General features: G+C 68.6%; 24 protein-coding genes. 3 read left to right on the forward strand and 21 right to left on the reverse strand.

From position 1 onward, the window contains the following. Positions 1 to 18: 18 nt before the first annotated feature. From ACSQ3Y_RS27710 to ACSQ3Y_RS27720, 3 genes are all read right to left on the reverse strand, one after another. Positions 19 to 531, reverse strand: a complete 513-nt coding sequence (locus ACSQ3Y_RS27710) for a DUF1993 domain-containing protein (RefSeq protein WP_057268320.1) — start codon at positions 529 to 531, stop codon at positions 19 to 21. A 177-nt stretch (positions 532 to 708) separates the two neighbouring features. After that, positions 709 to 2,031: a serine--tRNA ligase gene (gene serS / locus ACSQ3Y_RS27715; RefSeq protein ID WP_436179509.1), complete on the reverse strand. Its 1,323-nt coding sequence runs from the start codon at positions 2,029 to 2,031 to the stop codon at positions 709 to 711. A gap of 171 nt (positions 2,032 to 2,202) precedes the next feature. Beyond that, entirely contained in the window at positions 2,203 to 3,141 is a 939-nt protein-coding gene (locus tag ACSQ3Y_RS27720) for a threonine/serine dehydratase (protein ID WP_436179510.1), read from the reverse strand. A 176-nt stretch (positions 3,142 to 3,317) separates the two neighbouring features. Between ACSQ3Y_RS27720 and ACSQ3Y_RS27725 the strand changes: the two genes are divergently transcribed. After that, on the forward strand, positions 3,318 to 4,010 hold the full coding sequence (locus ACSQ3Y_RS27725) for a CBS domain-containing protein (protein ID WP_436179511.1): 693 nt from the start codon (positions 3,318 to 3,320) through the stop codon (positions 4,008 to 4,010). 18 nt (positions 4,011 to 4,028) lie between these two features. On the opposite strand, the gene ispH is transcribed toward ACSQ3Y_RS27725, so the two are convergent. Further along, complete coding sequence (gene ispH / locus ACSQ3Y_RS27730; RefSeq protein ID WP_057268316.1) at positions 4,029 to 5,024, reverse strand: 4-hydroxy-3-methylbut-2-enyl diphosphate reductase; 996 nt, start codon at positions 5,022 to 5,024, stop codon at positions 4,029 to 4,031. Continuing rightward, positions 5,024 to 5,488 (reverse strand): FKBP-type peptidyl-prolyl cis-trans isomerase, encoded by a 465-nt coding sequence (locus tag ACSQ3Y_RS27735; protein WP_057268315.1) that lies wholly within the window; start codon positions 5,486 to 5,488, stop codon positions 5,024 to 5,026. The genes ispH and ACSQ3Y_RS27735 overlap by 1 nt, the downstream gene beginning before the upstream one ends. Before the next feature lie 87 nt (positions 5,489 to 5,575). Between ACSQ3Y_RS27735 and radC the strand changes: the two genes are divergently transcribed. Further along, positions 5,576 to 6,289 (forward strand): RadC family protein, encoded by a 714-nt coding sequence (gene radC / locus ACSQ3Y_RS27740; protein WP_057268314.1) that lies wholly within the window; start codon positions 5,576 to 5,578, stop codon positions 6,287 to 6,289. 320 nt (positions 6,290 to 6,609) lie between these two features. Continuing rightward, positions 6,610 to 7,245, forward strand: coding sequence for a Smr/MutS family protein (locus ACSQ3Y_RS27745; protein WP_428003795.1), 636 nt, complete (start codon positions 6,610 to 6,612; stop codon positions 7,243 to 7,245). 66 nt (positions 7,246 to 7,311) lie between these two features. Here the strand turns inward: ACSQ3Y_RS27745 and ACSQ3Y_RS27750 are convergent, their stop codons facing one another. The 16 genes from ACSQ3Y_RS27750 to ACSQ3Y_RS27825 all read right to left on the reverse strand — a co-directional run bounded on the left by ACSQ3Y_RS27750 (position 7,312) and on the right by ACSQ3Y_RS27825 (position 24,228). Next, a complete protein-coding gene (locus ACSQ3Y_RS27750) occupies positions 7,312 to 7,782 on the reverse strand; it encodes a RidA family protein (protein ID WP_057201914.1) in 471 nt (156 codons plus the stop codon). A 24-nt stretch (positions 7,783 to 7,806) separates the two neighbouring features. Then, on the reverse strand, positions 7,807 to 8,391 hold the full coding sequence (locus tag ACSQ3Y_RS27755) for a hypothetical protein (RefSeq protein WP_427999572.1): 585 nt from the start codon (positions 8,389 to 8,391) through the stop codon (positions 7,807 to 7,809). 99 nt (positions 8,392 to 8,490) lie between these two features. Further along, complete coding sequence (locus ACSQ3Y_RS27760) at positions 8,491 to 8,922, reverse strand: group II truncated hemoglobin (protein WP_057201912.1); 432 nt, start codon at positions 8,920 to 8,922, stop codon at positions 8,491 to 8,493. 152 nt (positions 8,923 to 9,074) lie between these two features. Beyond that, complete coding sequence (locus tag ACSQ3Y_RS27765) at positions 9,075 to 11,594, reverse strand: ABC transporter permease (RefSeq protein WP_057268312.1); 2,520 nt, start codon at positions 11,592 to 11,594, stop codon at positions 9,075 to 9,077. A gap of 356 nt (positions 11,595 to 11,950) precedes the next feature. Then, positions 11,951 to 13,507, reverse strand: coding sequence for a C13 family peptidase (locus tag ACSQ3Y_RS27770; protein WP_436179512.1), 1,557 nt, complete (start codon positions 13,505 to 13,507; stop codon positions 11,951 to 11,953). Positions 13,508 to 13,543: 36 nt separating this feature from the next. Continuing rightward, positions 13,544 to 14,434 (reverse strand): formate dehydrogenase accessory sulfurtransferase FdhD, encoded by an 891-nt coding sequence (locus ACSQ3Y_RS27775; protein ID WP_057268310.1) that lies wholly within the window; start codon positions 14,432 to 14,434, stop codon positions 13,544 to 13,546. A gap of 64 nt (positions 14,435 to 14,498) precedes the next feature. Beyond that, positions 14,499 to 14,900 (reverse strand): hypothetical protein, encoded by a 402-nt coding sequence (locus tag ACSQ3Y_RS27780; protein WP_200961106.1) that lies wholly within the window; start codon positions 14,898 to 14,900, stop codon positions 14,499 to 14,501. Positions 14,901 to 14,908: 8 nt separating this feature from the next. Next, the gene (locus ACSQ3Y_RS27785) at positions 14,909 to 16,102 is read right to left on the reverse strand and encodes a formate dehydrogenase subunit gamma (RefSeq protein ID WP_436179513.1); all 1,194 of its coding nucleotides are present in this window, start codon (positions 16,100 to 16,102) and stop codon (positions 14,909 to 14,911) included. 13 nt (positions 16,103 to 16,115) lie between these two features. Beyond that, complete coding sequence (locus ACSQ3Y_RS27790) at positions 16,116 to 16,352, reverse strand: hypothetical protein (protein WP_057201908.1); 237 nt, start codon at positions 16,350 to 16,352, stop codon at positions 16,116 to 16,118. After that, positions 16,349 to 16,969, reverse strand: a complete 621-nt coding sequence (gene fdh3B / locus ACSQ3Y_RS27795; RefSeq protein ID WP_007861300.1) for a formate dehydrogenase FDH3 subunit beta — start codon at positions 16,967 to 16,969, stop codon at positions 16,349 to 16,351. The genes ACSQ3Y_RS27790 and fdh3B overlap by 4 nt, the downstream gene beginning before the upstream one ends. Before the next feature lie 28 nt (positions 16,970 to 16,997). Continuing rightward, on the reverse strand, positions 16,998 to 19,976 hold the full coding sequence (locus tag ACSQ3Y_RS27800) for a formate dehydrogenase subunit alpha (protein WP_436179514.1): 2,979 nt from the start codon (positions 19,974 to 19,976) through the stop codon (positions 16,998 to 17,000). A 14-nt stretch (positions 19,977 to 19,990) separates the two neighbouring features. Next, positions 19,991 to 20,203 carry a formate dehydrogenase gene (locus tag ACSQ3Y_RS27805; protein ID WP_057202518.1) on the reverse strand — a complete coding sequence of 71 codons (213 nt, stop codon included), beginning with the start codon at positions 20,201 to 20,203 and terminating at the stop codon, positions 19,991 to 19,993. Positions 20,204 to 20,342: 139 nt separating this feature from the next. After that, positions 20,343 to 20,948, reverse strand: coding sequence for a TorD/DmsD family molecular chaperone (locus tag ACSQ3Y_RS27810; protein ID WP_057268481.1), 606 nt, complete (start codon positions 20,946 to 20,948; stop codon positions 20,343 to 20,345). A 20-nt stretch (positions 20,949 to 20,968) separates the two neighbouring features. Next, entirely contained in the window at positions 20,969 to 23,038 is a 2,070-nt protein-coding gene (locus tag ACSQ3Y_RS27815) for a 4Fe-4S binding protein (protein ID WP_436180183.1), read from the reverse strand. Next, positions 22,998 to 23,681, reverse strand: a complete 684-nt coding sequence (locus ACSQ3Y_RS27820; protein WP_436179515.1) for a DUF3306 domain-containing protein — start codon at positions 23,679 to 23,681, stop codon at positions 22,998 to 23,000. The genes ACSQ3Y_RS27815 and ACSQ3Y_RS27820 overlap by 41 nt, the downstream gene beginning before the upstream one ends. Then, positions 23,674 to 24,228: a DUF3305 domain-containing protein gene (locus ACSQ3Y_RS27825; protein WP_436179516.1), complete on the reverse strand. Its 555-nt coding sequence runs from the start codon at positions 24,226 to 24,228 to the stop codon at positions 23,674 to 23,676. The genes ACSQ3Y_RS27820 and ACSQ3Y_RS27825 overlap by 8 nt, the downstream gene beginning before the upstream one ends. Between the last annotated feature and the right edge of the window lie 21 nt (positions 24,229 to 24,249).

The raw sequence follows: 24,249 nt of genomic DNA on the forward strand, positions 1-24,249 counted from the left end.
CGCGGCGTGCATTGAGATTCAGGCCTTGCCCATGTAGTCGCGCTTGCCCAGCTCCACCCCGTTGTGGCGCGCCAGGGCGTAGGCCGTGGTCACGTGGAAGAAGAACTGCGGCAGGCCGTAGTGCAGCAGGTAGGCCTGGCCCACGAACTGCTTTTCGCGCGGGGTGCCGGGTTGCAGGGTGATCTGGCGCGTGGCGGCCTCGGCGAAGTTCTCGGCGGGCAGGCCTTCGATGAAGGCCAGCACCGTGTCGATGCGCTCGTTCAGGTCGGCAAAGCCGGGGTGCTCGCCGTCCGGGAACGAGGGCACCTCGACGCCAGCCAGGCGGGCGCACACGCCCTTGGCGAAGTCGCAGGCGATCAGCACCTGGCGCGCCATGGGGAACATGTCGGGGTACAGGCGGGCCTGCAGCAGCGCGTCGGGTTCGATCTTGCGTGCAGTGGCATGGGCCTCGGTCTTGGCGAGCACGTCCTTCAGGGCGCCCAGCATCTGGCGGAACACGGGGATGCTGGAGGTGTGCATGGGGTAGGTCATGGAGGGTCTATCCTGAAAGGGGGTGAGGGGAACGACGCGCGCTCTCAGAGCCTGGCACGCTGTCGGAAGCGCATTGCACCACAACGCGCCGGATGCTGCTCGCGGCGCCTCAAGACCCGCAGCGGGCATGAAAAACGGGCCAGAAGGCCCGTTGCCCCAAGAGCGCAGGAATCCAGCTCAGGCCTGCGGCGCCAGCACGGCCAGGCCGCCCATGTAGGGGCGCAGCACCTCGGGGATGGCCACACTGCCGTCGGCCTGCTGGTAGTTTTCCAGCACCGCCACCAGGGTGCGGCCCACGGCCAGGCCCGAGCCGTTCAGGGTGTGCAGCAACTCGTTCTTGCCCTGGGCGTTCTTGAAGCGGGCCTGCAGGCGGCGCGACTGGAAGGCCTCGCAGTTGCTCACCGAGCTGATCTCGCGGTAGGTGTTCTGCGCGGGCAGCCAGACCTCGAGGTCATAGGTCTTGGCGGCGCCGAAACCCATGTCGCCGGTGCACAGGCTCATCACGCGGTAGGGCAGGCCGAGCTTCTGCAGCACGGCTTCGGCGTGGCCGGTCATGGCTTCGAGCGCCTCGTAGCTCTTGTCGGGATGCACGATCTGCACCATCTCGACCTTGTCGAACTGGTGCTGGCGGATCATGCCTCGCGTGTCGCGCCCATAGCTGCCAGCCTCGGAGCGAAAGCACGGCGTGTGCGCCGTGAGCTTGATCGGCAGCTCGGTCTCGGCCACGACCACGTCGCGCACGAAGTTGGTCAGCGGCACCTCGCTGGTGGGGATGAGGTAGAGCGCCGCGTTGTCGGGCACGGGCTCGCCGTCCTGGCCACCCTTCTTGGCGGCGAACAGGTCGCCCTCGAACTTGGGCAACTGGCCCGTGCCCTTGAGCGAGTCGGCGTTGACGGCGTAGGGCACGTAGCACTCGGTGTAGCCATGCTCCTGGGTCTGCACGTCGAGCATGAACTGGGCGAGCGCGCGGTGCAGCCGGGCGATGTTGCCCTTCATCACGGTGAAGCGCGAGCCCGAGAGCTTGACGCCCATGTCAAAGTCCAGGCCCAGGGGCGTGCCCACGTCGACATGGTCCTTGACTTCGAAGGCGTAGGTGCCGGGCGTGCCCCACTTGCGCACCTCGACGTTGCCCGATTCGTCAGCGCCCACGGGCACGCTCTCGTGCGGCAGGTTGGGCACGGCGGCCAGCATGGTTTGCAGCTCGGCCTGGATCTGCTCCAGCCGCGCGGCCGATTGCTCCAGCTCTGCCTTGGAGGCGGTGACCTGGGCCTTGGCGGCCTCGGCGCCGTCCTTGTCGCCACGGCTGATCAGCATGCCGACCTGCTTGGAGAGCTGGTTGCGCTGCGACTGCAGCTCTTCGGTGCGCGATTGCAGGGTCTTGCGCTCGGATTCCAGGCCCTGGAAGGCGGCAACGTCCAGGAAGGCCTGGGGCTTCTTGCGGGTTTCCAGGCGCGCGATGGCGGTGTCGAGGTCTTTGCGGAGAAGAAGAATGTCTAGCATGGGGGGATTTTAGAGGGCTGGCAAAAAAGCCTGATTCAGGGTGATGGCGACAAGCATCGCGCGCAACCGTTGCAACTGGCGCGCCCCAAGCCAGTGCCCCCGTGCAAGGGCCGCCCCGCCGCACTGGGGGCGTCCCCCTTTCAGGGGGAAGGCGCGAAGCGACTCAGGGGGTTACAGGTTCGCGGGATCGAAATTGGCACCGCACAAAATGAGGGCGACCGTCTCCTGCGGCTGGGGCTTGTAGGCGCCGGTCTGCAGGGCTGCCAGGCCCAGCGCGGCCGCCGGCTCCACGGCCAGCTTGAGCTCCTTCCACAGCCACTGCTGGGCCGAGCGGATGGCCTCGTCGGGCAGCAGCAGGGATTCGTGCACATGGCGCTGGCTCACCTCCCAGCCGATGGCGCCGATGCGGCGCGCACCCAGCGAATCGGCGGCGATGCCGCCCACCTCCACGTCCACCGGCATGCCGGCTGCGCGGGCCGCGTGCAGGGTGGGGGCACGCTCGGGCTCCAGCGCCACCACGTGGGCGCGGCTTTCCACCCAGGCGGCCACGCCGCCGATCAGGCCGCCGCCGCCCACGCTGACGAGAACGGTGTCGGGCAAGCGCCCGCCCTGCTCCTCGATCTCGGCCGCCAGGGTGCCGGCACCGGCCACCACCTCAGGCTGGTCATAGGCATGGGCCTGCAGCGCGCCGGTGGTCTTCTGGCGCGCCACGCAGGCCTCGAAGGCTTCGGAATATGCTGCACCGGTGACGACGACGTCGGCCCCCAGGGCGCGCAGGCGGGCGCGCTTGGCCTCGGGCGAGACCTCGGGCACAAAGACTTCGCAGCGCACGGCCAGGGCCTTGGCGGCCGCCGCCACGGCAATGCCGGCGTTGCCGCCGGAGGCGATGATCACGCCGCTTTCGGGCACGGGGTTGGCCATCAGCCGGTACAGCATGCCGCGGGCCTTGAAGCTGCCGCCCACCTGCAGGTGCTCGAGCTTGAGCCAGACCTCGGCGCAGTCCACGCCCAGGGATCGGCCGCTCAGGCGCAGCAGCGGCGTGGTGCGCAGGAAGTCGGGGCGGGATGCCAGTTGCTGGCGGGCGGCGGAGATGGCGGCGCGATCGATCATGGGGTGCGAAGGGCCCGAAAGGGCCGGATTCAGGACAATCGGTGAGTGTAGATGCCCGTTGCGCAATGCAGGCGCACACACGGATACACCCTGGGCTGTGCCCGGGCCTTTTTGCTGCCGATAACATGGGCAGGGGCGACACTTTTTTGCAGGCCAGCCCCGAGGAGGTTGGTGGCATGTTCTTTGTGTTCGGCCCTTCGGGGCAGATGTACCGCGGCGGGGCCGAAAACCTCTCCAGCGTGGCTCCGGTGCGGCGCGTGCAGCGCCCCCAGGCCCTGCGCACCCGCTCGCTCGACGAGCAGGCCCAGCCCGAGGTGCCTGCCCAGCCGTCACCCTCCGTTGCGGTGCCAGTGAACCTGCGCCTGCAGGATGCGGTGAGCGCCTATGCCCAGACCGAACAGGGCCCCCAGCAAGCCCGCAAGCCGCTGACGCTGGTGAGCGACGTGATGACCCATGAGGCGCTGACCGTGCAGCCCGACGCCATGGTAAACGCCGCCTGGCAGACGCTGGCCGAGCACCATGTGGCGCAGGCGCCGGTGGTGGACGCCCAGGGCCGCGTGGTGGGCCTGCTGCTGCGCGCCGACATGGCGCCGCTGGACCTGCTGCCCGAGCCCGGCGCGGTGAAACAGGCCATCGACCTGGCCCGACGGCCCGTGGCCGAGGTGATGGTGAGCCCCGTGCCCGCCGTGGCGGCCGACACCGAACTGCGCCGCGTGGCGGCCGTGCTGTTGGACACGGGCCTGCCCGGCCTGCCGGTGACGGATGACTCGGGCCGGCTCACCGGCTTCATCTCGCGCACCGACATCCTGCGCGCCGTGGCGGCCGACCCGCCGCTGGACCTGTGGAGCGGTCCGGCAGTGGCGCTGTGAGCGCCTACTTGCGTTGCGTCAATGGCCGGTCGGCCCTGTCTCGGGCTGGCGCTCCTTGATCTCGAAGCCTGTGGCAGCATCGATCTTGAGCCCCTTGGGCAGCGGGAACTTGATGGTCTCCTCAATGCCCGACATGGTGCGCACCGACACGGCGCCCAGCGCCTTGATGCGGTCGATGACCTGCTTGACCAGGATTTCGGGCGCCGAGGCGCCAGCCGTGAGGCCCACGCGCGCCACGCCGGTGAACCACTCGGCCTGCAGTTCCTCGGCACTGTCGACCATGAAGGCCGTGGTGCCCAGCTTGGCGGCCAGTTCGCGCAGGCGGTTGCTGTTGGAGCTGGTGGGGCTGCCCACGACGATGACCACATCCACTTGCGGGCTCAGCACCTTGACTGCGTCCTGCCGGTTCTGCGTGGCGTAGCAGATGTCCTGGTGCTTGGGCTCGCGCACCTGGGGGAAGCGCGCGCGCACCGCGGCAGAGATTTCGGCGGCGTCGTCCACGCTCAGGGTGGTCTGGGTGACTACCGCGAGCTTAGCGGTCTGCCTGGGCTGCACGCGGGCCACGTCGGCCACGTCTTCCACCAGGTGGATGCCATGGTCGAGCTGGCCCATGGTGCCCTCCACCTCGGGATGGCCCTTGTGGCCGATCATGATGAACTCGTAGCCTTCCTTGGCCAGCTTGGCCACTTCGACGTGCACCTTGCTCACCAGCGGGCAGGTCGCGTCGAAGATCGAAAAGCCGCGCGCCACGGCCTCTTCCTGCACGGCCTTGCTCACACCGTGGGCGCTGAAAATCAGCGTGGCGCCCGGGGGCACGTCCGAGAGCTCCTCGATGAAGATCGCACCCTTGGCCTTGAGGTCGTTGACCACATAGGTGTTGTGCACGATCTCGTGGCGCACGTAGATCGGGCGGCCGAATTTCTGCAGCGCGCGCTCGACGATTTCGATGGCACGGTCCACGCCGGCGCAAAAGCCACGCGGCTCGGCCAGCAGGATTTCCTGGGGGGTCTGCATCAGAGGATTCCGATCACGAGCACTTCGAAGGTGACGGGCTGGCCGGCCAGCGGGTGGTTGAAGTCAAAACGCACGGCGCCGTCCTCGCGCACCTGCATCACCGCACCGGCATAGCTGCCCATGCCGTCGGGAGTGGGGAACTGCACCACATCGCCAGGGCTGTATTTTTCGTCGGCACTGCCCAGCTCGTTGAGCAGCTTCTTGGCCACCCACTGCTGCATGTCGGGGTTGCGCTCGCCAAAGGCCTCGCCCGCAGGCAGCTCGAAGGTGGCGCGCGTGCCCTCCACCAGGCCCAGCAGGTGCTGCTCCATGGCGGGCGACAGCTCGCCCGTGCCCAGCGACAGCGTGGCCGGCTTGTCGGCAAAGGTGTTGATCACATCCCCCGCCGGGCCTGCCAGGCGATAGTGCAGCGTGAGAAAGGAGCCCGGCTGTACGGTGGGAAGGGCTGTGGCGGTAGAGGTCATGAAAGTCCCGATAAACTGGCCTCTATTGTAGAAAAACGGGCAAGCCCCCATGGCTGGGTGTCCGAGACTCCTTATTTCCTGCACGCCATGGCCATCAAAGACCTCCCCCCGGACGCCCAGCCGCGCGAAAAACTCCTCGCGCGCGGCCCCGCCGCGCTGGCCGATGCAGAGCTGCTGGCCATTCTGCTGCGCACCGGCATTGTGGGCAAGGGCGTGCTGCAGATGGCGCAGGAGCTGCTCGACCCGCCGGTGCTGGATGCCGCCACCGGCAAGCTCACGGGCGGTTTCGGCGGCATCGCCGGCCTGCTGCACACCAGTGCGGACGACCTGGCGCGCATCAAGGGCCTGGGCCCCGCCAAACGCGCCGAGCTGGTGGCCGTGCTGGAGCTGGCACGCCGCGCCCTGGCCCAGCAGTTGCGCGAACGCGAGGTGTTCGACTCGCCCGACACCGTCAAGCACTATGTGCAGTTGCACCTGGCCGCCAAGGGGCACGAGGTGTTCGCCGTGCTGTTCCTCGATAGCCAGAACCGCCTGCTGGCGCTCGAAGAACTGTTTCGCGGCACCTTGACCCAGGCCAGCGTCTACCCGCGGGAGGTGGTGCTGCGCGCACTGCACCACCAGGCCGCCGCCGTGGTGCTGGCCCACAACCACCCCAGCGGCAGCGTGCAACCGAGCCGCGCCGACGAGGCGCTGACCCAGACGCTCAAGACCACGCTGGCGCTGATCGACGTGCGCGTGCTCGACCATGTCATCGTGGCGCCGGGCCAGGCGCTGTCGATGGCCGAGAAGGGGCTGATGTGAGCCCGGCACCACCGGCGCGCCCGCCCTCGCCCAGTCCACGGCCCGCGGCCCCCACCGCGCTGCAGACCGCCCTGGCCCGCGCCGCCGATACCGCAGGCAAGGAAGCCCTGCCCCCCAGCCTGGCGGCAGCCCTGCCCGTCCCGGTGCCACCGGTGCCCGAACCCACGCGCGCCGCCCGGCGCGCATCGGCAGCGGCACGGCTGGCGGCGGCCCGACCGGCGCGCGTGCCCAGGCCACCCGCCACAGCACCGAGTCCCACAGCCACACCCAAACGACGGACGGCCCCCGCGCCCCGGCGCGCCGGACAGCGCATCGCCGATCTGCAGGAGCTGGCCACGGTGGCCCGCCAGCTGCGCGAGCAGCACGAACGCGAGCAGGCCGAAGAGAAGGCCCGGCGCGAGGCCGCCGCGCGCCAGGAGGCCGAGAACCAGTTCTTCAGCCGCAGCGTGGGCCCCATCACCCCGCTGCGCGTGCGCAACCTGGCGCGCCTGCAGCGCCGCCTGCCCCAGCCGCTGCCGCTGCAGCACTGGCTGGACGAGGAGCGCGTGCTGCTCGAATCCATCAGCGACGACTTCGACGTGAGCACCCTGCTCGACACCGACGACGCGCTGAGCTACCGGCGCCATGGCATCGGCGTGCAGGTCACGCAGCGGCTGCGCGCGGGTTACTGGAGCATCCAGGGCCAGCTCGACCTGCATGGCCTGCGCGTAGACGAGGCGCGCGAGGCCCTGGGCCAGTTCATCCGCCAGTCGCACCGCAACGGGCTGCGCTGCGTGCGCGTGGTGCACGGCAAGGGCCTGGGTTCGCCCGGCAAGAGCCCCGTGCTCAAGGGCCGGGTGCAGCGCTGGCTGGTGCAGAAGAACGAGGTGCTGGCCTTCGTGCAGGCCCGGCCCGTCGATGGTGGCGCAGGCGCATTGCTGGTGCTGTTGCAGCCCGTGGGGCCACGCAATCCATAGGCGCGCGCGCGCCTCGGGCAGTGGCCCGTGAAGGCGCGGTGGGCTCGCGCGCACTGCGCCCCGGTGTCAATCCGCTGCGGCGATCAGGTCTACCTCGACCGTGGCGTTCTTGGGCAACTGCAGCACCCCCACCGAGGTGCGGGTGTGCGCGCCCACCGGGCCGAGCACGCGGTAGAGCACTTCCGAGGCGCCATCGGCCACCTCGCTCTGCTGCGTGAAGCCCGGGGCCGACTGCACGTAGACGGTGATGCGCAGCACGGCAGTGACCGCATCGAGCGTGCCCAGGGCGCGCTGCAGCAGCGCCAGGGCCCGCATGGCGCAGACCTTGGCGGCGCGCTGCGCGTCCTGCAGCGAGGCATCGGCCCCGGCAGCACCCGTGACCACCACGGTGTCGCCCACGCGGGGGATCTGGCCGCTCAGGTAGATATGGCGGCCATCGCGCACCAAAGGCACGTAGTTGCCGCCGATCTTGATCTCGCCGTCGAAGCTGTAGCCCAGCGCCTGGGCCTCCTGGGCGAAGCGTTCATCGCATGACATGGGCGGGGTGCTTTCCAACAAGGATCATTTTTCGGGTGCGACAGCGCCCTCGAAGCCCAGCGACATGGGCTGCTTGAGATCGCCCTTGTTGCTCATGCCCACGGGCGCCAGGCGCAGGTTGCGCGCGGTGAAGTACAGGTAGCCGTTGACCTTGGACACCGTGACGGTGCCGGCCTTGTCGCCGCTCTGCCAGCCCAGCAGCTTGCCGCCCGATGCATCGGTGAGCGAGACCAGCGCCTTTTTCTGGGCGGGATCGGGCTTGGCAGCCACTTCGTAGGTGCCCGGTGCGGGCTGGTCGGTGCCAAAGTCCACCTCGACCAGTTGCGTCTGGGAGTTGGTGGCAAACACGAAGGACTTGGAGGTGGCCAGATAGTTGAGCCCGGTCTTGAACGCATAGCGGGTCTTGGCGGCGTTGGCCACCTCGGCCCGCACCTCGCCGAAGTTGTGCCAGCCGTTGGGGCCCGAGTAGAGCTTGCTCTTGGGGTTGGTGAAGCGGTCGTCCGACGCGGGCGGCGCACTGCCCCAGGTGTCTCCAGCGGCGGGGGCCGGCTGGGCATGCGTCAGGGCACAGGCCAGCAAGCTGGCGGCAAGGACAACGGAACGCTTCATGGCACGGGCTCCTTCGGTGGAATGGACTCGCAGTATGCCTGCGGGCACATGCCCCGACGCAAGGCCGACCGACAAAATCGGTCGCCGTGCTGGTGCCGGTCACATCAGCTTCTTGGTCACCAGAGGTTGGTTGACCATCCAGTCCGCCGTGCCCGTGAAGCTCTCGCGCAAGCGCGTGCGCAGCGCCTCGGGCACGCCCGTCTCGCCCATGGCCTGGTCCATGCAGGCCACCCACTGGCGGCTCTCCTGCGTGCCGATGGAAAACGGCATGTGGCGCGCACGCAGGCGCGGGTGGCCGAACTGGTCGGTGTAGTAGGACGGCCCGCCCAGCCAGCCGCACAGGAACCAGAACAGCTTTTGCCGCGCGCTGGCGAGGTCGCTGCCATGGGCGGCACGCAGCTCGGCATAGCCGGGCTCCAGGTCCATCAGGTCGTAGAAGCGCTCGACCAGGGCGCGCACGCGTTCTTCGCCGCCGATCCATTCGAAGGGCGTGGTGGCGGGGGTGGTGTTGTCGGGGGTGTCGTCGTCCATGGGGGTCACAGTCTGCGCCAGGCATGTCTGGCGAGCTTGGTTGCAAGAGCAGGGATGTTCATATTTCTCAGTTGGAAGCCGCCCTGGCCGATGCACCGGAAGGAGACCTCGCCGGGCTGCCAAGGGTAGCCTGCGTGCTGCCTCCGGTCGCCCTACTCCGAGGCGCGGCGCAAGGTCTCCACCACGGGGCGGCGCAACACATCGCGCAGCCCCCACCAGCCTGCAGCCAGCGCCAGCACGGCACCGGCCAGCGCACCGGCCAGCGGCACCCAGGGCGATGCCGTCCAGGTGAAATCGAACACGAAGCGCGCCAGCGCCCAGCCCACGACCACGGCCACCGTGCTGGCCAGAAAACCCGCGAGCAGGCCCACGCCCATGAGTTCGGCGCGCTGCACCTGGCGCAGCAGGCTGGCGCGGGCCCCCACGGCGCGCATGATGGCGAACTCGCGCGCGCGCTCCTCGCGCGTGGCGGTGACGGCCGCGAACAGCACCACCAGGCCGGCGGCCAGGGTGAAGGCGAAGAGGAACTCCACCGCGCGGATCACCTGATCGAGCACGCGCTGCACCTGGGTGATGGTGGCGCCCATGTCCACATTGGTGATGTTGGGGAACTGGCGCACCAGCGCGTTGTCGAAACCGGCCTTGTCGGGTGCGCGGTAGGCCGCCAGGTAGGTCACGGCCACGCCTTCGAGGTGCTCCACGGGGTACATCACGAAAAAATTGGCGCGCATGGAACCCCAGTCCACCTTGCGCAGGCTGGTGATGCGCGCTTCGTTCTGCACGCCGCCGATGTCGAACTGCAGCCTGTCGCCCATCTTCAGGCCCAGGGTTTCGGCAATGCCCTCTTCCACGCTGATGGTGCCCTGCTCGTTCTCGGTCCATTGGCCGGCCACGATCTGGTTGTGGGGCGGCTGCTGCACGGCGGTGGAGAGGTTGAACTCGCGGTCCACCAGGCGCTTGGCGCGGTCGTCGGTGTAGTCGGCCGGGCCCACGGCCTTGCCGTTCACCGCCAGCAGGCGGCCGCGGATCATGGGGTACCAGTCGTAGCGCTTCACGCCGCCATCCTTCAAGCTCTGCTGGAAGGCGTCGGACTGCTCGGGCATGACGTTGATCACGAAGCGGTTGGGCGCATCGGGCGGCGTGGCCTGCCGCCAGCTGCTGATGAGGTCGGTGCGCAGCAGCACCAGCAGCACCAGAGCCAGCAGGCCCACGGCCAGGCTGCTGACCTGCACCACGGCGTAGGCCGGGCGCGCCGAGATCTGCCGCGTGGCCAGCACCAGCCAGCGTGGTGCGGTGGCCTCGTTGACGCTGCGGCGCAGCAGCTTCACGGCCACCCAGCTCAGGCCCGCGAACAGCGCCACGGCAGCGGCAAATCCGCCCACGGCGATCAGGCCCAGCTTGATGTCGCTGCTCACGGCCAGCAGCAGGGCCGCAAAGCCGGCCACGCCCACGCCCAGCACGGCCATGGAGGCCGGCTTGAGCCCACCCACATCGCGCCGGATCACGCGCAGCGGCGGCACCTGGGCCAGTTGCAGCACGGGCGGCAGGCCAAAGGCGAACAGCAGCGTGAGCCCCATGCCCAGCCCGAAGGCCACGGGCCACAGGCTGGCGGCGGGCAGGGCCGACTCCACCAGCCCGGCCAGCAGCAGCACGAAGACGTAGTGCACCAGGTAGCCCACGGCCACGCCCAGCGCGCTGGCGAACAGCCCGATCAGCGCAAACTCTGTGGTGTAGGCGCCGGCGATGGTGCGCTGGCTCTGCCCCAGCACGCGCAGCATGGCCGAGGCATCGAGGTGGTCGGCGGCAAAGCCGCGCGCGGCCAGCGCCACGGCCACCGCCGAAAGCAGCGCGGCCAGCAGGGCCACCAGGCTCAGGAATTTCTGCGCCCGGTCCAGCGTCTGGCGCATCTCGGGGCGGCCGCTTTCGAGCGACTCGACGCGCACGCCGTGCTGCTCGGGCTTCTTGGCCTCGTCGGCAGCCCACTGGCTGAAAGCCTTGACGGCGGCCGGGGCGCCGGAGACGGCAAACCGGTAGGTCAACCGGCTGGCGGGCTGCACCAGGCCGGTGGCGGGCACGTCGGCCTCGTTGAGCATGACGCGTGGTGCAAAACTCATGAAGCCGGCGCCCCGATCCGGCTCGATGACGATGATGCGGGTGATGCGCAGCTGCGCATCGCCCAGCAGCAACTGGTCGCCCATGGCCAGGCCCAGCGATTCGAGCAGCGGCGCATCCACCCACACCTCGCCGCGCGCCGGGATGTCGCGCGTGGTCTGCTCGGCCGCCCCCGGGCCCACGGCCACGGTGAGGGTGCCGCGCAGCGGGTAGCCCGGCTGCACGCTTTTGAGGGCCACCAGCTTGCTGGCACCGCCCTTGGCATCGGTGGCCCGCCCCATGGTGGGAAAGCCCATGGTGGTCACGCTCTGCAGGCCCAGGGCCTTGGCGCGCTCCACGAAGGTGGCAGGCGTGGGGTTGTCGCTGGCCACCACGGCGTCTCCGCCCAGCAGTTGCAAGGCGTCGCGCTGCAGGCCGCCCTGCAGGCGGTCGGCAAAGAAGCCCACCGAGGTGAGTGCGGCGACGGCCAATGTCACGGCCACGACCAGGAGGCGCAGCTCGCCCGCGCGCAGGTCGCGCAACAAGGTGCGCCAGCCCAGGCGGATAAAAGAAAGGTTCATGGGCGTGACATTAGCGCAAAAGCCCGCCAATCCGCGGCAATGAAACATTTCCAGCCGGCGTGCAGGCCCTTTAAGAGCCTGTTCAACGTCTTTTTGAAGCCGCGCAAGTCCCTTTTCGGGATGGGATGCAAGGCGCGGAGTGCAGCCAATAGCTCGGCTATTGGCAAGCGCCGCAACGCCGCAGACCGCCCGAAAAGGCACTTGCCCGAAGGGTTGGGGCGAAATCGGGCGATTGGACGCCCAGGCTGCTTGCATGGGCATGAGCCCATGCGGCGCATCCGAAGCATCCACTCATCCCGATTGCGCCCCAACGCGGCTGCAAAAAGACATTGAACAGGCTCTAAGGGCCCTCTACCCTAACGGGGAGCGACGTTCAACCGCTCTTCCAGGCCCTTGAGCACCGGGGTGATCTCGGCGCCCACGCGGATCTGCGGGTTCGAGAAGCCGTCGCTCTTGCCGGCCTCGATCTCGCGCTGCTGGATCAGGGGCACGGCCTTCTTGAACGCCTCCTCGAAGGAATGCGTACTGCGCAGCTGTTCGTCGAACACGGCGCGGCCAAAGAAGGTCAGCTCCGACAGGGCGCCGCAGCCGTAGGAGGTGTGGGTCGCGTCCGCCGCCGTCATGATCAGCGTCGAGGGCGTGGCCAGGGTGTCGATCCAGCCGCCCGAGTAGCAGGCCGAGATCGCGATCACCCGGTGGCGTATGCCCGCCGTGTCCAGCGCCTCGCGCAGCATCTCGGGGCTGATGGGAGGCACCTCCAGCGGCCAGTGCGAGGCGGCGAGCTGGTGGTTCTGGGCGCCGTGCGAGGTCATGTAGACCACAAGCACGTCGTTCTCCTTGTCCATGCGTGCGGCCAGGGCCGTCACCGCCCGGTCCAGGTTCTCGGGCGTGGCCCAGACATGGGTGTCGGCGGTTTCGGCGTGGTTCAGCAAGTGCAGCACCCGGCCCTGCGCGTCGAAGCGCTCCTGCAAGAGGTCGCTGACCATGGTGCTCTCGCGGCGGAACACGTTCTCGCGGGCGTAGGGAGCGAACACCAGGGCATAGACATCGGTCACGCCAGGACGCTCGGGCACCAGGGCGTCGACCTGCTGCTGCATCAGGTCCTGCTGAGATTCGAACAGCGATTGGGACAGATGCAGGCGGGCTGGGGCGGGCGTGTCGTCGCCGGAGGTGTCGGGCACCCAGGAGCGGCTGGATGCGTACTGCATACCCACCCCGAGCACAGCCAGCAGCAACAGTGCGTACAAGCCCGTGCGCACATGCGAACGCACGAAGCGGGACAGCACCCGGACATCGGCCGCCAGCATCCACAGCAGCGTCGCCGCATAGATGACCCAGAAAACCGTGGGGCCGTATCCCGAAGACCAGCGAGCAGGCTGGTGCGCCCCCCACGCCATCAATGCGTAGGCCACCACCGACGCGGGCAGCACGGCCACGCTGGTGAGCGCTAGCCAGGCAGCCAGGCCACCGGTCACCTGCGCCGGTGAATCCTGGCGCCGAGCGGGAGATAGCGCCCACCAGGCACACCAGGCAAGCAGCGGCAGCGACCACCATGTCAGCAGCCAGCCGCGCAGGTTGAAATGGGCCGGGCCCGCCACATGCAGACGCTCCAACCCCAGCAAAACCCCGCTGCACAGCAGCACCAGAACGATCAACTGCAGGGGCCTGGGCACGGCCGCACCCGTTCGGGGCGCCAACAGCACGGCGGCCCGCAGCCCTTGCCACCACCACTGCCCGAGCGGCAGGCGCGGCAAATCTACCGCTTCGGTCACCGCGGATACGGGCGCATCGGGCTCCCCGGGCCCCTGGGGCACGGGGATGCGATGGGTGTCCGGCACCTCGTCGGGGTCGTAGGGGCCAAACTGGCTGGGCAGGGTGTCCGGCCATGCGTTGGGGGATTTCTGATCGCGCATCGCCCGATCATGCCATCGCCGCGCGGCGGCCCGGTGTCAGGTGGCGGAGGATGAAGGGGTGGTGGCCTGCGCCAGTTCAGGCTGCAGCACCAGCCGCTGCATGCCGCTGTAGCAGACGAAGCGCCGGTTGGTGGCGCGGCCGATGGCGCACAGGCCCAGTTGCTCGGCCACGGCGTGCCCCATCTGCGTCATGCCGCTGCGCGAGACCACGATGGGCACGCCCATCTGGGCGGACTTGATGACCATCTCGCTGGTCAGCCGGCCCGTGGTGTAGAACACCTTGTCGGCGCCCACCATCGGTGCCGCGTCCCCGGCGGCCATCCACATCCACCCCGCAATCGTGTCGATGGCGTTGTGGCGGCCCACGTCCTCGACAAAGACCAGCAGCTCCTCGCCCTGGAACAGCGCGCAGCCGTGCACCGAGCCGGCCGATTTGTAAGTGCTCTCCTTGAGGCGGATGGCGTTGACGATGCCGTACAGCTGGCCCTGCGTGAGCCGCGCCTCGGGCAGCACGATGCGGTCCACCTCGTCCATCAGGCCGCCGAACACGCTGCCCTGGCCGCAGCCGGTGGTGACCACCTTGCTGGCCGTGCGCTCCTCGATGCGCGCGATGCCGTGGCGCGTGCGCACGGCGGCGGCGTTGACCTCCCAGTCCACCGTGATCGACTCGATGTCCTGCGCCGACTCCACCAGGCGCTGGTTGCGCAGGTAGCCCAGCACCAGCAGCTCGGGGTGCGCGCCCAGGGTCATCAGCGTGACCAGCTCGCGGTTGTCGACATACACGGTCAGCGGGCGCTCGGCGGGGATGGACAGCTCTTCGCGCTCGCCATGCTCGTTGACCACCTCGACGCGGTGGGTCAGCGGCGCCTGCGCCTGGGTCAGGCGCGGCAGGCGGGGGGCGGCGGTGGCGGGCACGGGCATGGTCATGGGGACAGCGTAGCGCATCCCCGCGCGATGCAGCGGACAGGCACCCGCCAGTGCCGGGCGGTGCTCAGGACTTGGGCGCCGAAGCGGCCGCTGCAGGCGTCTGGGTGCTGGGCGGGCTGCTGGCCGTGCCCGGTGGCGAGTGCGCGCCGGCGGCCTCCAGGGGCTTGGCCTCGGGCGGTGTGTAGACAAAGGGGCCCGGGTCCGCACAGGCGGCTCCCACTGCGGCGGCAGGCTTGGCGGCGGTGTTGGTCTTGCGGTAGTGGGCCGCGACCCGGTCCTGCGACTGGCACAGCTTGTAGTTGTCGACCTTGCCGGCCCAGGCGGCCTTGGCAGCGGCTTCGGCCGCCTTGGCGGCTGCCTCGGGCGCAGGCGGCGGCAATTTGGCCAGCGCGGCGCTGCAGGCGCAGGCGGCGCACAGGGCCAGCAGCAAGGGGCGAAGGAAAGAAGGCTTGTTGTTCATCGTCATGGTGGGCCTCATGCCTGAACGGGCTTGGCGGCAGCGGCCTCGCCCGCGGGCTCTGCACTGCTGCTGCGTTGCGATGGGATCTTGCCGGCCTTGACATCGTCGTACCAGAGCTGGTGGTGCTCCCTGGCCCAGGCTTCGTCCACGTAGCCGGTCTTCATGGCCTTGTAGGCGCCCTGCATGCCGATGGTGCCCAGGTAGATATGGCCCATGAACATGACCATCATCACCACCGTGGCCACGGCGTGGACCATGTGTGCGATCTGCATCGTGCCGCGCTCGTAGATGAGCCCGGGAATGAGCTTGTCCAGCACCAGGCCCGAGGCCACGACGATGGCGCCCAGGAACAGCACCCCACCCCAGAAGACCAGCTTCTCGCCGGCATTGAAGCGGTGCGAAGGCACCTCCGTGCCCGAAAGCATGCCGCCGCCCTTGAGCAGCCAGGTGAGGTCGCCCCGGCGCGGGAAGTTGTCCTTGAGGAAGGTGAAGAACACGATGACCAGCGACACCGCGAACAGCGGCCCGGCGAAGTTGTGCAGGTTCTTGAGGGCATAGGCCAGCCAGCCGAACAGCGTGCCACCCAGGATAGGCAGCAGGAAGAACTTGCCGAAGGCCATCACCAGGCCCGAGATGGCCAGTGCCACGAAGGCGATGGCATTGGCCCAGTGGGCGGAGCGCTCGAAGGGCGTGAAGCGCTCGATCTTGCGGCCCGTCTCGGCGCCGTGCAGCTGCATCGTGCCCTTGCGCCAATAGAACAGGGCGATGGCCCCCGCCACGATGAGCAGCAGCGAGCCGCCGTAGGGAATGATCCACTGGTTGCGCACCTGGCGCCAGGCCTCGCCCGCGTTGGTCACGCGCGAACCCGGGTATTGCACGAAGGGCTGGATCAGGTTGCCGGCCTCGGGCGCCTGGCTCTTGGGCAGGCTGCTGTAGCCCGTGACGCCCTCGCCCACCTGGCGCCACATCGGCGCGTTGTTGCCCGGCTGCACCTTGGCGCGTTCGCCGTTGTTCTGCTGGGCGTAGCCCGGCTCTTCGCTGGCATCGGGCTTGACCTGGAAGATGTTCTGGCCCTGGATGCCGCCGACCGCGGGCGCCGCCGCTGGCGTCGCGGCAGAGGCCGCTTGCGCGCTGGCCGGGGCCTGGGCCCCTGCCGTGCCCCAGGCCAGGCCGGCCAACAGCGCCATGCTGCACAGGAAGTTTTTCATGGCAGGCCTCGCTCTACCGGGTGGTGCGGGTGTATTCGTTCTGGCCGTACTGCTGGCGCGCCTTGAGCTGCTGCTCCCAGCCAGCCTTGTCGCCGGCCTTCCAGCCGGGCTGCGTGAAATTGCTGCCTGTGCCGGCATAGGGCGGCGCATCGATGCGCACGCCGCCGCCGGTCTGCGGCTTCTCGGTGCAGGCCACCAGCGCCAGCAGCCCACAGGCTGCGCCCAGGATCAGTACAGTGCGCCCGGTCATGACTTGGCTCCCGGGGTGGGTTGGCCGGCCTGCTTGGAGCCATAGGCCGTGCCCCAGCCCCAGACCTCGGCACCCTTGCCGCGCTGCACCACGCGGTTGCGGAAGATGTCCGCCACCACGTCGCCATCGCCGGCCAAGAGGGCCTTGGTGGAGCACATCTCGGCGCAGGCCGGCAGCTTGCCCTCGGCCAGGCGGTTGCGGCCGTACTTGTCGAACTCGGCCTGGCTGCCGTGGGTTTCGGGGCCGCCGGCGCAGAAGGTGCACTTGTCCATCTTGCCGCGCACGCCGAAGGTGCCCTGCGAGGGGAACTGGGGGGCGCCGAACGGGCAGGCATAGCTGCAGTAGCCGCAGCCGATGCAGACGTCCTTGTCGTGCAGCACCACGCCTTCGTCGGTGCGGTAAAAGCAGTTCACGGGGCACACGGCCATGCAGGGGGCGTCACTGCAATGCATGCAGGCCACCGAGATGGACTTTTCGCCCGGCACGCCGTCGTTGAGCGTGACCACGCGGCGGCGGTTCACGCCCCAGGGCACTTCGTGCTCGTTCTTGCAGGCGGTGACGCAGCCGTTGCATTCGATGCAGCGCTCTGCATCGCAGATGAATTTCATTCGTGCCATGGGGTGTCTCCTGGTCGCTGCTGCGTGTTCATGCCCGTTCCACGTTGCAGATCGTGGTCTTGGTTTCCTGCATCATGGTCACGCTGTCGTAGCCATAGGTGGTGGCCGTGTTCACGGCCTCGCCGCGCACGATGGGCGCTGCGCCCTTGGGGTAGTGGTCCAGCATGTCCGCGCCCTGCCAGCGGCCCGAAAAGTGGAACGGCATCCACACCGTGTCGGGCGCCACGCGCTCGGTCACCAGGGCCTGCACGTTGATGCGGGCGCCCGTGGGCGAACTGAGCCACACCCGCTCGCCATTGCGCACGCCACGCTCGCCGGCGGTCTTGGGGTGGATCTCGACGAACGACTCCTGCTGCAACTCGGCCAGCCAGGGGTTGGAGCGGGTTTCCTCGCCGCCGCCTTCGTACTCGACCAGACGGCCCGAGGTCAGGATCAGCGGGAACTTCTCGTGCACCTTGTCGGCGATGTTCTTGTCCTGCACGCTCTTGTAGAGGGTGGGCAGGCGCCAGAACGCCTTCTTGTCATCGTGCGTGGGGTACTTGGCCATCAGGTCGGGCCGGGTGCCATACAGCGGCTCGCGGTGCTGCGGAATGGCATCGGGGAAGTTCCACACCACGGCGCGCGCCTTGGCGTTGCCGAAGGGGTGGCAGCCATGGTTCTTCATGGTCACGCGGATGATCGCGCCCGTGGGGTCGGTCTTCCAGTTCTTACCTTCGGCGGCCTTCTTCTCCGCGTCGGTGAGCTCGTCCCACCAGCCGAGCTTCTTGAGCAGCACATGGTCGAACTCGGGGTAGCCGGTGGTGATGTCGGAGCCCAGCGAGTAGGAGCCGTCCTCGGCCAGCAGGTTCTGGCCATCCTTTTCGACACCGAAGTTGGCGCGGAAGCACCCGCCGCCATCCATGACATGTTTGGAAGTGTCATAGAGGTTGGACGAGCCGGGGTGCTTGAGCTCGGGCGTGCCGTAGCACGGCCAGGGCAGGCCGAAGTAGTCGCCGGTGAAGTCGTAGCCGGTTTCCTTGTCCTTGCCGCCCTTGGCCTTCAGGGTCTTCACGTCGAACAGGTGCATGTTCTTCATGTGCGCCTTCAGGCGCTCGGGGCTCTGGCCGGTGTAGCCGATGGTCCAGACGCTGCGGTTGATCTCGCGCAGAATGTCCTCAATCACGGGCTCGTCCATGCCCTGCACCTTCTGCAGCTTGTAGTTCTTGACCAGTTCCTTGTCGAAACCCAGTTTCTGCGCGAACTGGTACATGATCATGTGGTCCGAGCGGCTCTCCCACAGCGGCTCGATCACCTTCTCGCGCCATTGCAGCGAGCGGTTGGATGCCGTGCACGAACCACTGGTTTCGAATTGCGTGGCTGCAGGCAGCAGATAGACCGCACGGTTCGGATTCAGGTCTTCAGCGCGGCCGGGCATGGCCGCCATGGCGGCCGTGGCCGAAGGGTAAGGGTCGACCACCACCAGCAGGTCGAGCTTGTCCATGGCGCGCTTCATCTCCAGCCCCCGGGTCTGGGAGTTGGGCGCATGGCCCCAGAAGAACACGCCGCGCAGGTTGGAGTCCTGGTCGATCAGCTCGTTCTTTTCGAGCACCCCATCGATCCAGCGCGAGACCGTGAGGCCCGACTTGGTCATCATGGCCGGGCTCGCATAGCGGGCCTTGATCCACTCGAAATCCACGCCCCAGACCGCCGCGAAGTGCTTCCAGGCCCCTTCGGCAATGCCGTAGTAGCCGGGCAGCGAGTCGGGGTTGGGGCCCACGTCGGTGGCGCCCTGCACGTTGTCGTGCCCGCGGAAGATGTTGGTGCCGCCACCGGTCTTGCCCACGTTGCCCAGCGCCAGCTGCAGGATGCACGAGGCGCGCACGATGGCGTTGCCGATGGTGTGCTGCGTCTGGCCCATGCACCAGACGACGGTGCCGGGGCGGTGGGCGTTGAGCAGGCTCGCGACCTTGAACACCTGCTCTTCCTTGACGCCGCAGGCCTCCTCGACCTTGTCGGGCGTCCACTTGGCCAGGATCTCCTCGCGTACCTTGTCCATGCCGTAGACACGGTCGTTGATGTACTGCTTGTCTTCCCAGCCATTCTTGAAGATGTGGTACAGCAGGCCGAAGAGGAATGGGATGTCGGTGCCCGAGCGGATGCGCACGTACTCGTCGGCCTTGGCCGCCGTGCGCGTGAAGCGCGGATCCACCACAATCATCTTGCAGCCGGTCTCCTTGGCGTGCAGCATGTGCAGCATGCTCACCGGATGGGCCTCGGCCGCGTTGGAGCCGATGTACATGGCGACCTTGCTGTTCTGCATGTCGTTGTACGAATTCGTCATGGCCCCGTAGCCCCAGGTGTTGGCCACCCCGGCCACCGTGGTGGAGTGGCAGATGCGGGCCTGGTGGTCGCAGTTGTTGGTGCCCCAGAAGCTCACGAACTTGCGCAGCAGGTAGGCCTGCTCGTTGTTGTGCTTGGACGAGCCCACGAAGTACACGCTGTCGGGCCCGCTGGCCTTGCGCAGGTCCTGCATGCGGGCGGTGATCTCGGTGAGCGCCGTGTCCCAGCTGATGCGCTCGTACTTGCCGTTGACCAGCTTCATCGGGTAGCGCAGGCGGTACTCGCCATGGCCGTGCTCGCGCAGCGCGGCGCCCTTGGCGCAGTGCGCGCCCAGGTTGATGGGGGAGTCGAACACCGGCTCCTGGCGCACCCAGACGCCGTTCTCGACCACGGCGTCCACCGCGCAGCCCACCGAGCAGTGGGTGCAGATGGTGCGGCGCACCTCGATCTTGCTGTCGCCCAGGCCGACCTTGGCGCCCTCCGCGGCGCTGGACTTCTTGACCAGGGTGAGCTGCGAGGCAGCGATGCCCACGCCGACGCCCAGGCCCGAGCGGCGCAGGAAGGCGCGCCGGTCCATGGTGGGCAGGGCCTTGGCCAGGCCGCGCTGCAGGCTGTGGACGAAGGGAGAGGACGAGGAGGTGGCCGCAGCGCCCTCTCGGGCGTGGGAAGACTTCTTGGTGAGCAACATGGCGCGCCCCGCGGTCAGAGTTGGGTGGTCTTGTAGTACTGCTGCACGTGTGCCGAGAGGCGGTAGCCGCCACCGCGCTCAGGCGGTGCTGGCACGGGCTCGGCTGCAGCGGTGGCACCTGGGGCTGCAATGTGGGGCAAGGCCACGACGGCGGCAGCAGCAGCCCCCGCAGTGGCTGCACCTGCAAAGAACCGGCGGCGAGAAGGTTGGGGCTGGCTGTCCTGCATCATTGTCTCCAGGAGGGCTTGCGGCTATGCAATGTCGTTCATACAGTCTATGCGAGTGTCTGGCCCACTGCAATCGGGTATGGCCACCCCATGGAACTTCACTCGGGTTTGGCACACCTTCGCAGGCGCCCGCAGCGGCTCATTCCAGCATGTCGAAACCCTGGGCTTCCACAGCCACGAAAGCCCGTGTGAAGCGGGCCAGCGCGCCATAGAAGGGGGCGGCGGGGTGGGCCTCCAGCACATCGCACAGGGCCGGCACCCAGGGCTGCAGGTGGGCGGCAAAAAAGTCCCGTTGTGTCGTAAGGTTGCACACCGCCATGTCGTCACCAGCGATCAGGTAGCGCATGGCCTCGCACAGGTAGGCCAGGTGGTCCTCGGTCTCGGGCATGGCCTCGCTGCGCGCCAGGCCCAGGGCATCCAGGTCGCTGCGCAGGCGTGCCAGCGGCTTCTCGTTGAGAAAGCCGCTCAGGTAGTGCGACCCGTAGAGGAAGACCTCGGGCTTGCCCATGCCGCCGAACAGGCGCTCGAACTCGGCGGCAATGGCCGCGTCCTCCCGCGCACGGGCGGCCCCCACCAGTTGCTGCCAGGGCTCCTCCAGCAAGCCACCTTCGGCCGGCGCCTGGGTCACGGCCACGCGCAGGGTGGCCAGCAGGCCGGGCGCCGGGGCGCTGTAGTACAGCTGCGCCAGCAGGCCATAGAGTTCGGCACGCGCGGTTTCCTCGTCGAGGGCGGCGCTGGCGGCCATGGTCAGGGGTGCGGTGGCGCTCACAGGTCCGTCACTTTCGCTTCGCTCTGGGAAGAATAGAGGTCGATGACGCGGCAGTCGCCGCACATCTTCAGGCGCTCCAGCGCCTCGCCCTGGAACATGGCGTGGCCCGAGAGCCGCTCCAGCATGGCTTCGATGGCCTTGAGCGTGCCAAACGGTTTGCTGCAGCGCACACAGGCCCAGGGCTGGGTTTCGGCCAACACGCGCAGTTGCGCCCGTTCGGGCGTGAGCAGCAGGCGCGGCTGCAGGGTGATGGCGTCTTCGGGGCAGGTGGTGGCGCACAGGCCGCACTGCACACAGTTCTTTTCCAGAAAGCGCAGTTGGGGCAGTTGCGGGTTGTCCTGCAGGGCACCGGCCGGGCAGGCGCTCACGCAGCTCAGGCACAGCGTGCAGCGGTTTTTGTCGACCGTGATGGACCCGAGCGGCGCACCGGCTGCGGGCAGGGCGATGGCTTCGGGCAAGCCCTCCTGGAGCAGTGGCGCATGGGCGATGAAATGGTCCAGCGCCATCTCCAGCGTGGCGCGCTTTTCCTGGGCCACGCCATGGCGCGCCGCCACCGGCGGCCGCAGCTGGCGGGTGTTGCACAGGGACTGCAGGGCGGCATCGAGCGCCGCCACATCGCCCGCGCGCAGCAGCCGCAGGTGGCTGCCGGTGTAGCCCAGCCCATGCAGGATGGCCTGGGCCACCTCCATCTGCGCCTGCACACCATCCAGGTACTGGGGCGCCTCCTCGTGCGTGGCCAGCACCACCACCTGCGAAGCACCATAGGCCAGCGCACTGAGCCACAGGTCCACGCCGGTGCTGGCGGTGTGCCACAGCGGCACCGGGATCACATTGGCGGGTACGCCCTGGGCACGCCGCAGCTGGGCGGCACGGCCCAATTCTTCGACCAGGGCCTGGCCCTGCTCCTGGCTGTGCAGCAGCAGCACGGCGCTCTGGCCGCCCGCGGCCGCATAGGTGGACAGCAAGGCCTTGAAGCGCGCGCCCTGCTCTGTGGCACCCGGGTAGGCAAAAGAGAGTGCACCCGTCGGGCACACCGTGGTGCAGGCACCACAGCCCACGCACAGGTGGGGGTTGACCTTGATCTGCTGGCGGCTCTTGTCGCTGGAAATGGCCTCGGCAGAACAGATGTCGATGCAGGCATTGCAGCCCACGGTCTCGTTGCGGCTGTGGGCGCAGAGCTTTTGCTTGTAGGCGAAGAAGCGGGGCTTGTCGAACTCGCCCACCATCTCGCGCAGCTTGAGCAGCACGGCCATGTCGCGCCCGTCGCTGCGGAAGTAGCCCTGCGGCGGCGCATGCTGCACGAAGGTGGGCTCGGCCGTGGCCGGGCGCAGGTCCAGCACCAGGTCGAAGCGTTCCTGCTGTGCGCTGGCCTCGCGGCCGAAGTCGATGGCGCCCGCCACCTGGCAGGCGCGCACGCAGGCGCGGTTCGCATCGCAGGCGGACAGGTCCACTTGGTAGTCCAGGCCGATGGCGTTCTCGGGGCAGGCCACGATGCAGGCGTTGCAGCGCGTGCACAGGTCCAGGTCGATGGGGTTGTCGGCAGCCCACTGCACGTCGAAGGCCCCGAGCCAGCCCGACAGGCCGGTGAGGCGCCCGCCGAGCACGGGGAAACGCCGCGCCTGCGCGCCGCCTGCCTGCCCCGGGCCCTGCGCGAACAGGGTCACATCGAGCACGTCGGCCACCAGGGCGGCAGCCTGTTCGGCGGCATCGAGCGGGCCGATGACCAGCAGGCGGCCCATGCTCTTGTAGCTGACGGTGGCCACCGGCGGCGGCTCGGGCAGCCGGGCTGCGGCCAGCAAGGCGGCGATCTTGGGGCCGGCATCGCGGGCATCGCGGCTCCAGCCGCCGGTTTCGCGGATGTTCACGAAGCGGATCGGTGAGACCGCGCCTTCGGTCTGCGTGCCGAGTTCGCCGAAAAGGCGCTGCTCCTGGGTGCAGGCCACCACCACCTCCTGGCCGGTGCGGATCGCATCCTGGAAGGCGCCGGCCTCGCGCCGGCACAGCGTGGAATGGAGGGTCAGTTCCTCATGCAGGGCCGCGCCCAACGCCTTCGCGTCGAGGGGCATCGTCTGGTTGCAGTCGCAGATCAGCGTGGTCATGTTCGATATGGCTGGCTACCCTGGCCCCATCGCCCCCTGCGGGGTCGACTGAGGCCAGTTCTGGCGAGCTAGGAATGGCGGTGCATACCTCGGACTGTGCCACGTCTGGCAGCGCTGGCGTCTCCGCATCATCCCGAGGCTGAGGATTTTGCGGGGCCTTTGCCTGCGCGGCCTCTGGCACGGCCTCCCCGGCCGCGTCTTTTTCATGGTCGAAGAAGCCCATGAAATGGGCGCTGGCCATCTGGCGCAGCATGCCTTCAGGCAGCGGATCGGGCTTGGAGTAATCGTCGATGTAGGTGTCCAGGCCGTCCATGGCATTGAAATGCGGGTCGGCAAACAGCTTCTTCATGGCCGTGTTGCGCACATCGGGCGCCACGCCGCGGCCCATAAAGGGCTTGAAGTCGGACTCGGTCGTCAGGGCCTGGGCATCGGCCAGCGTGGGCAGCTCCGGCTCGGCTGCGGCAGGCACGTCCACCGGCTCCGGGGCAGGCATGGCGGCGGCGGATGGCAAGACCTCTGCTGGGGGCGATGGCTCCGGCTCCTGCACGGGCCTGCCCGCCGCCACCTCCTGCTTGCGGCGCGACCAGCGCGAGAGAAAGCCGTCAGCCATGGTGTGGGCCACCCCGGCCACCACGCTGTTTGTCGGTGGAAACCGATGCCGGGTTGCCGAAGCGGTCGGTCAGCGACTGGAAGCTGTCGGGCCGCCTGCGGCGCTTGGGCTCGGGCGCGTAGTGCTCGTCGACGAAGGCCTGCAGCGCCTGCAGCACGGCCGCTGGCGCGGGCACCTGCTCCACCGTTTCCTGCGCATCGAGCCAGCGGCCGGCATCGTGGTAGCTCAGGCTCACGGCCACGGGGCGGGCCAGCGGCTCGGGCACGCTGCCCTCCTCGTCCATGCGCCACAGCACGAACCAGCAGGGCGCGGGCGCGGACAGGTTCAGGTGGTAGCCCTCGCCGTCGTCCTTGAACAGTTCCACGGCAAAGCCCGGGAACAGCCACAGGGCCTGGTTCTCGTCCTGGCGCAAGAGGCGCGGCACATCGCCAAAGGCCGCTTCTGCGGGGACCACGTCGTCCAGCACCCAGCGCCAGGGCTGCCAGCGGTTGTCCAGGCGCTCGCGGCGCATGATGACGGCGACTTCGATGGTGGGGCGCAGAGACATGGCCCGACTGTACTGCGCCGT

The sequence above is a fragment of the Acidovorax sp. LjRoot66 genome (genome assembly GCF_964253305.1).
Classification (GTDB): Bacteria; Pseudomonadota; Gammaproteobacteria; order Burkholderiales; family Burkholderiaceae_C; genus Acidovorax.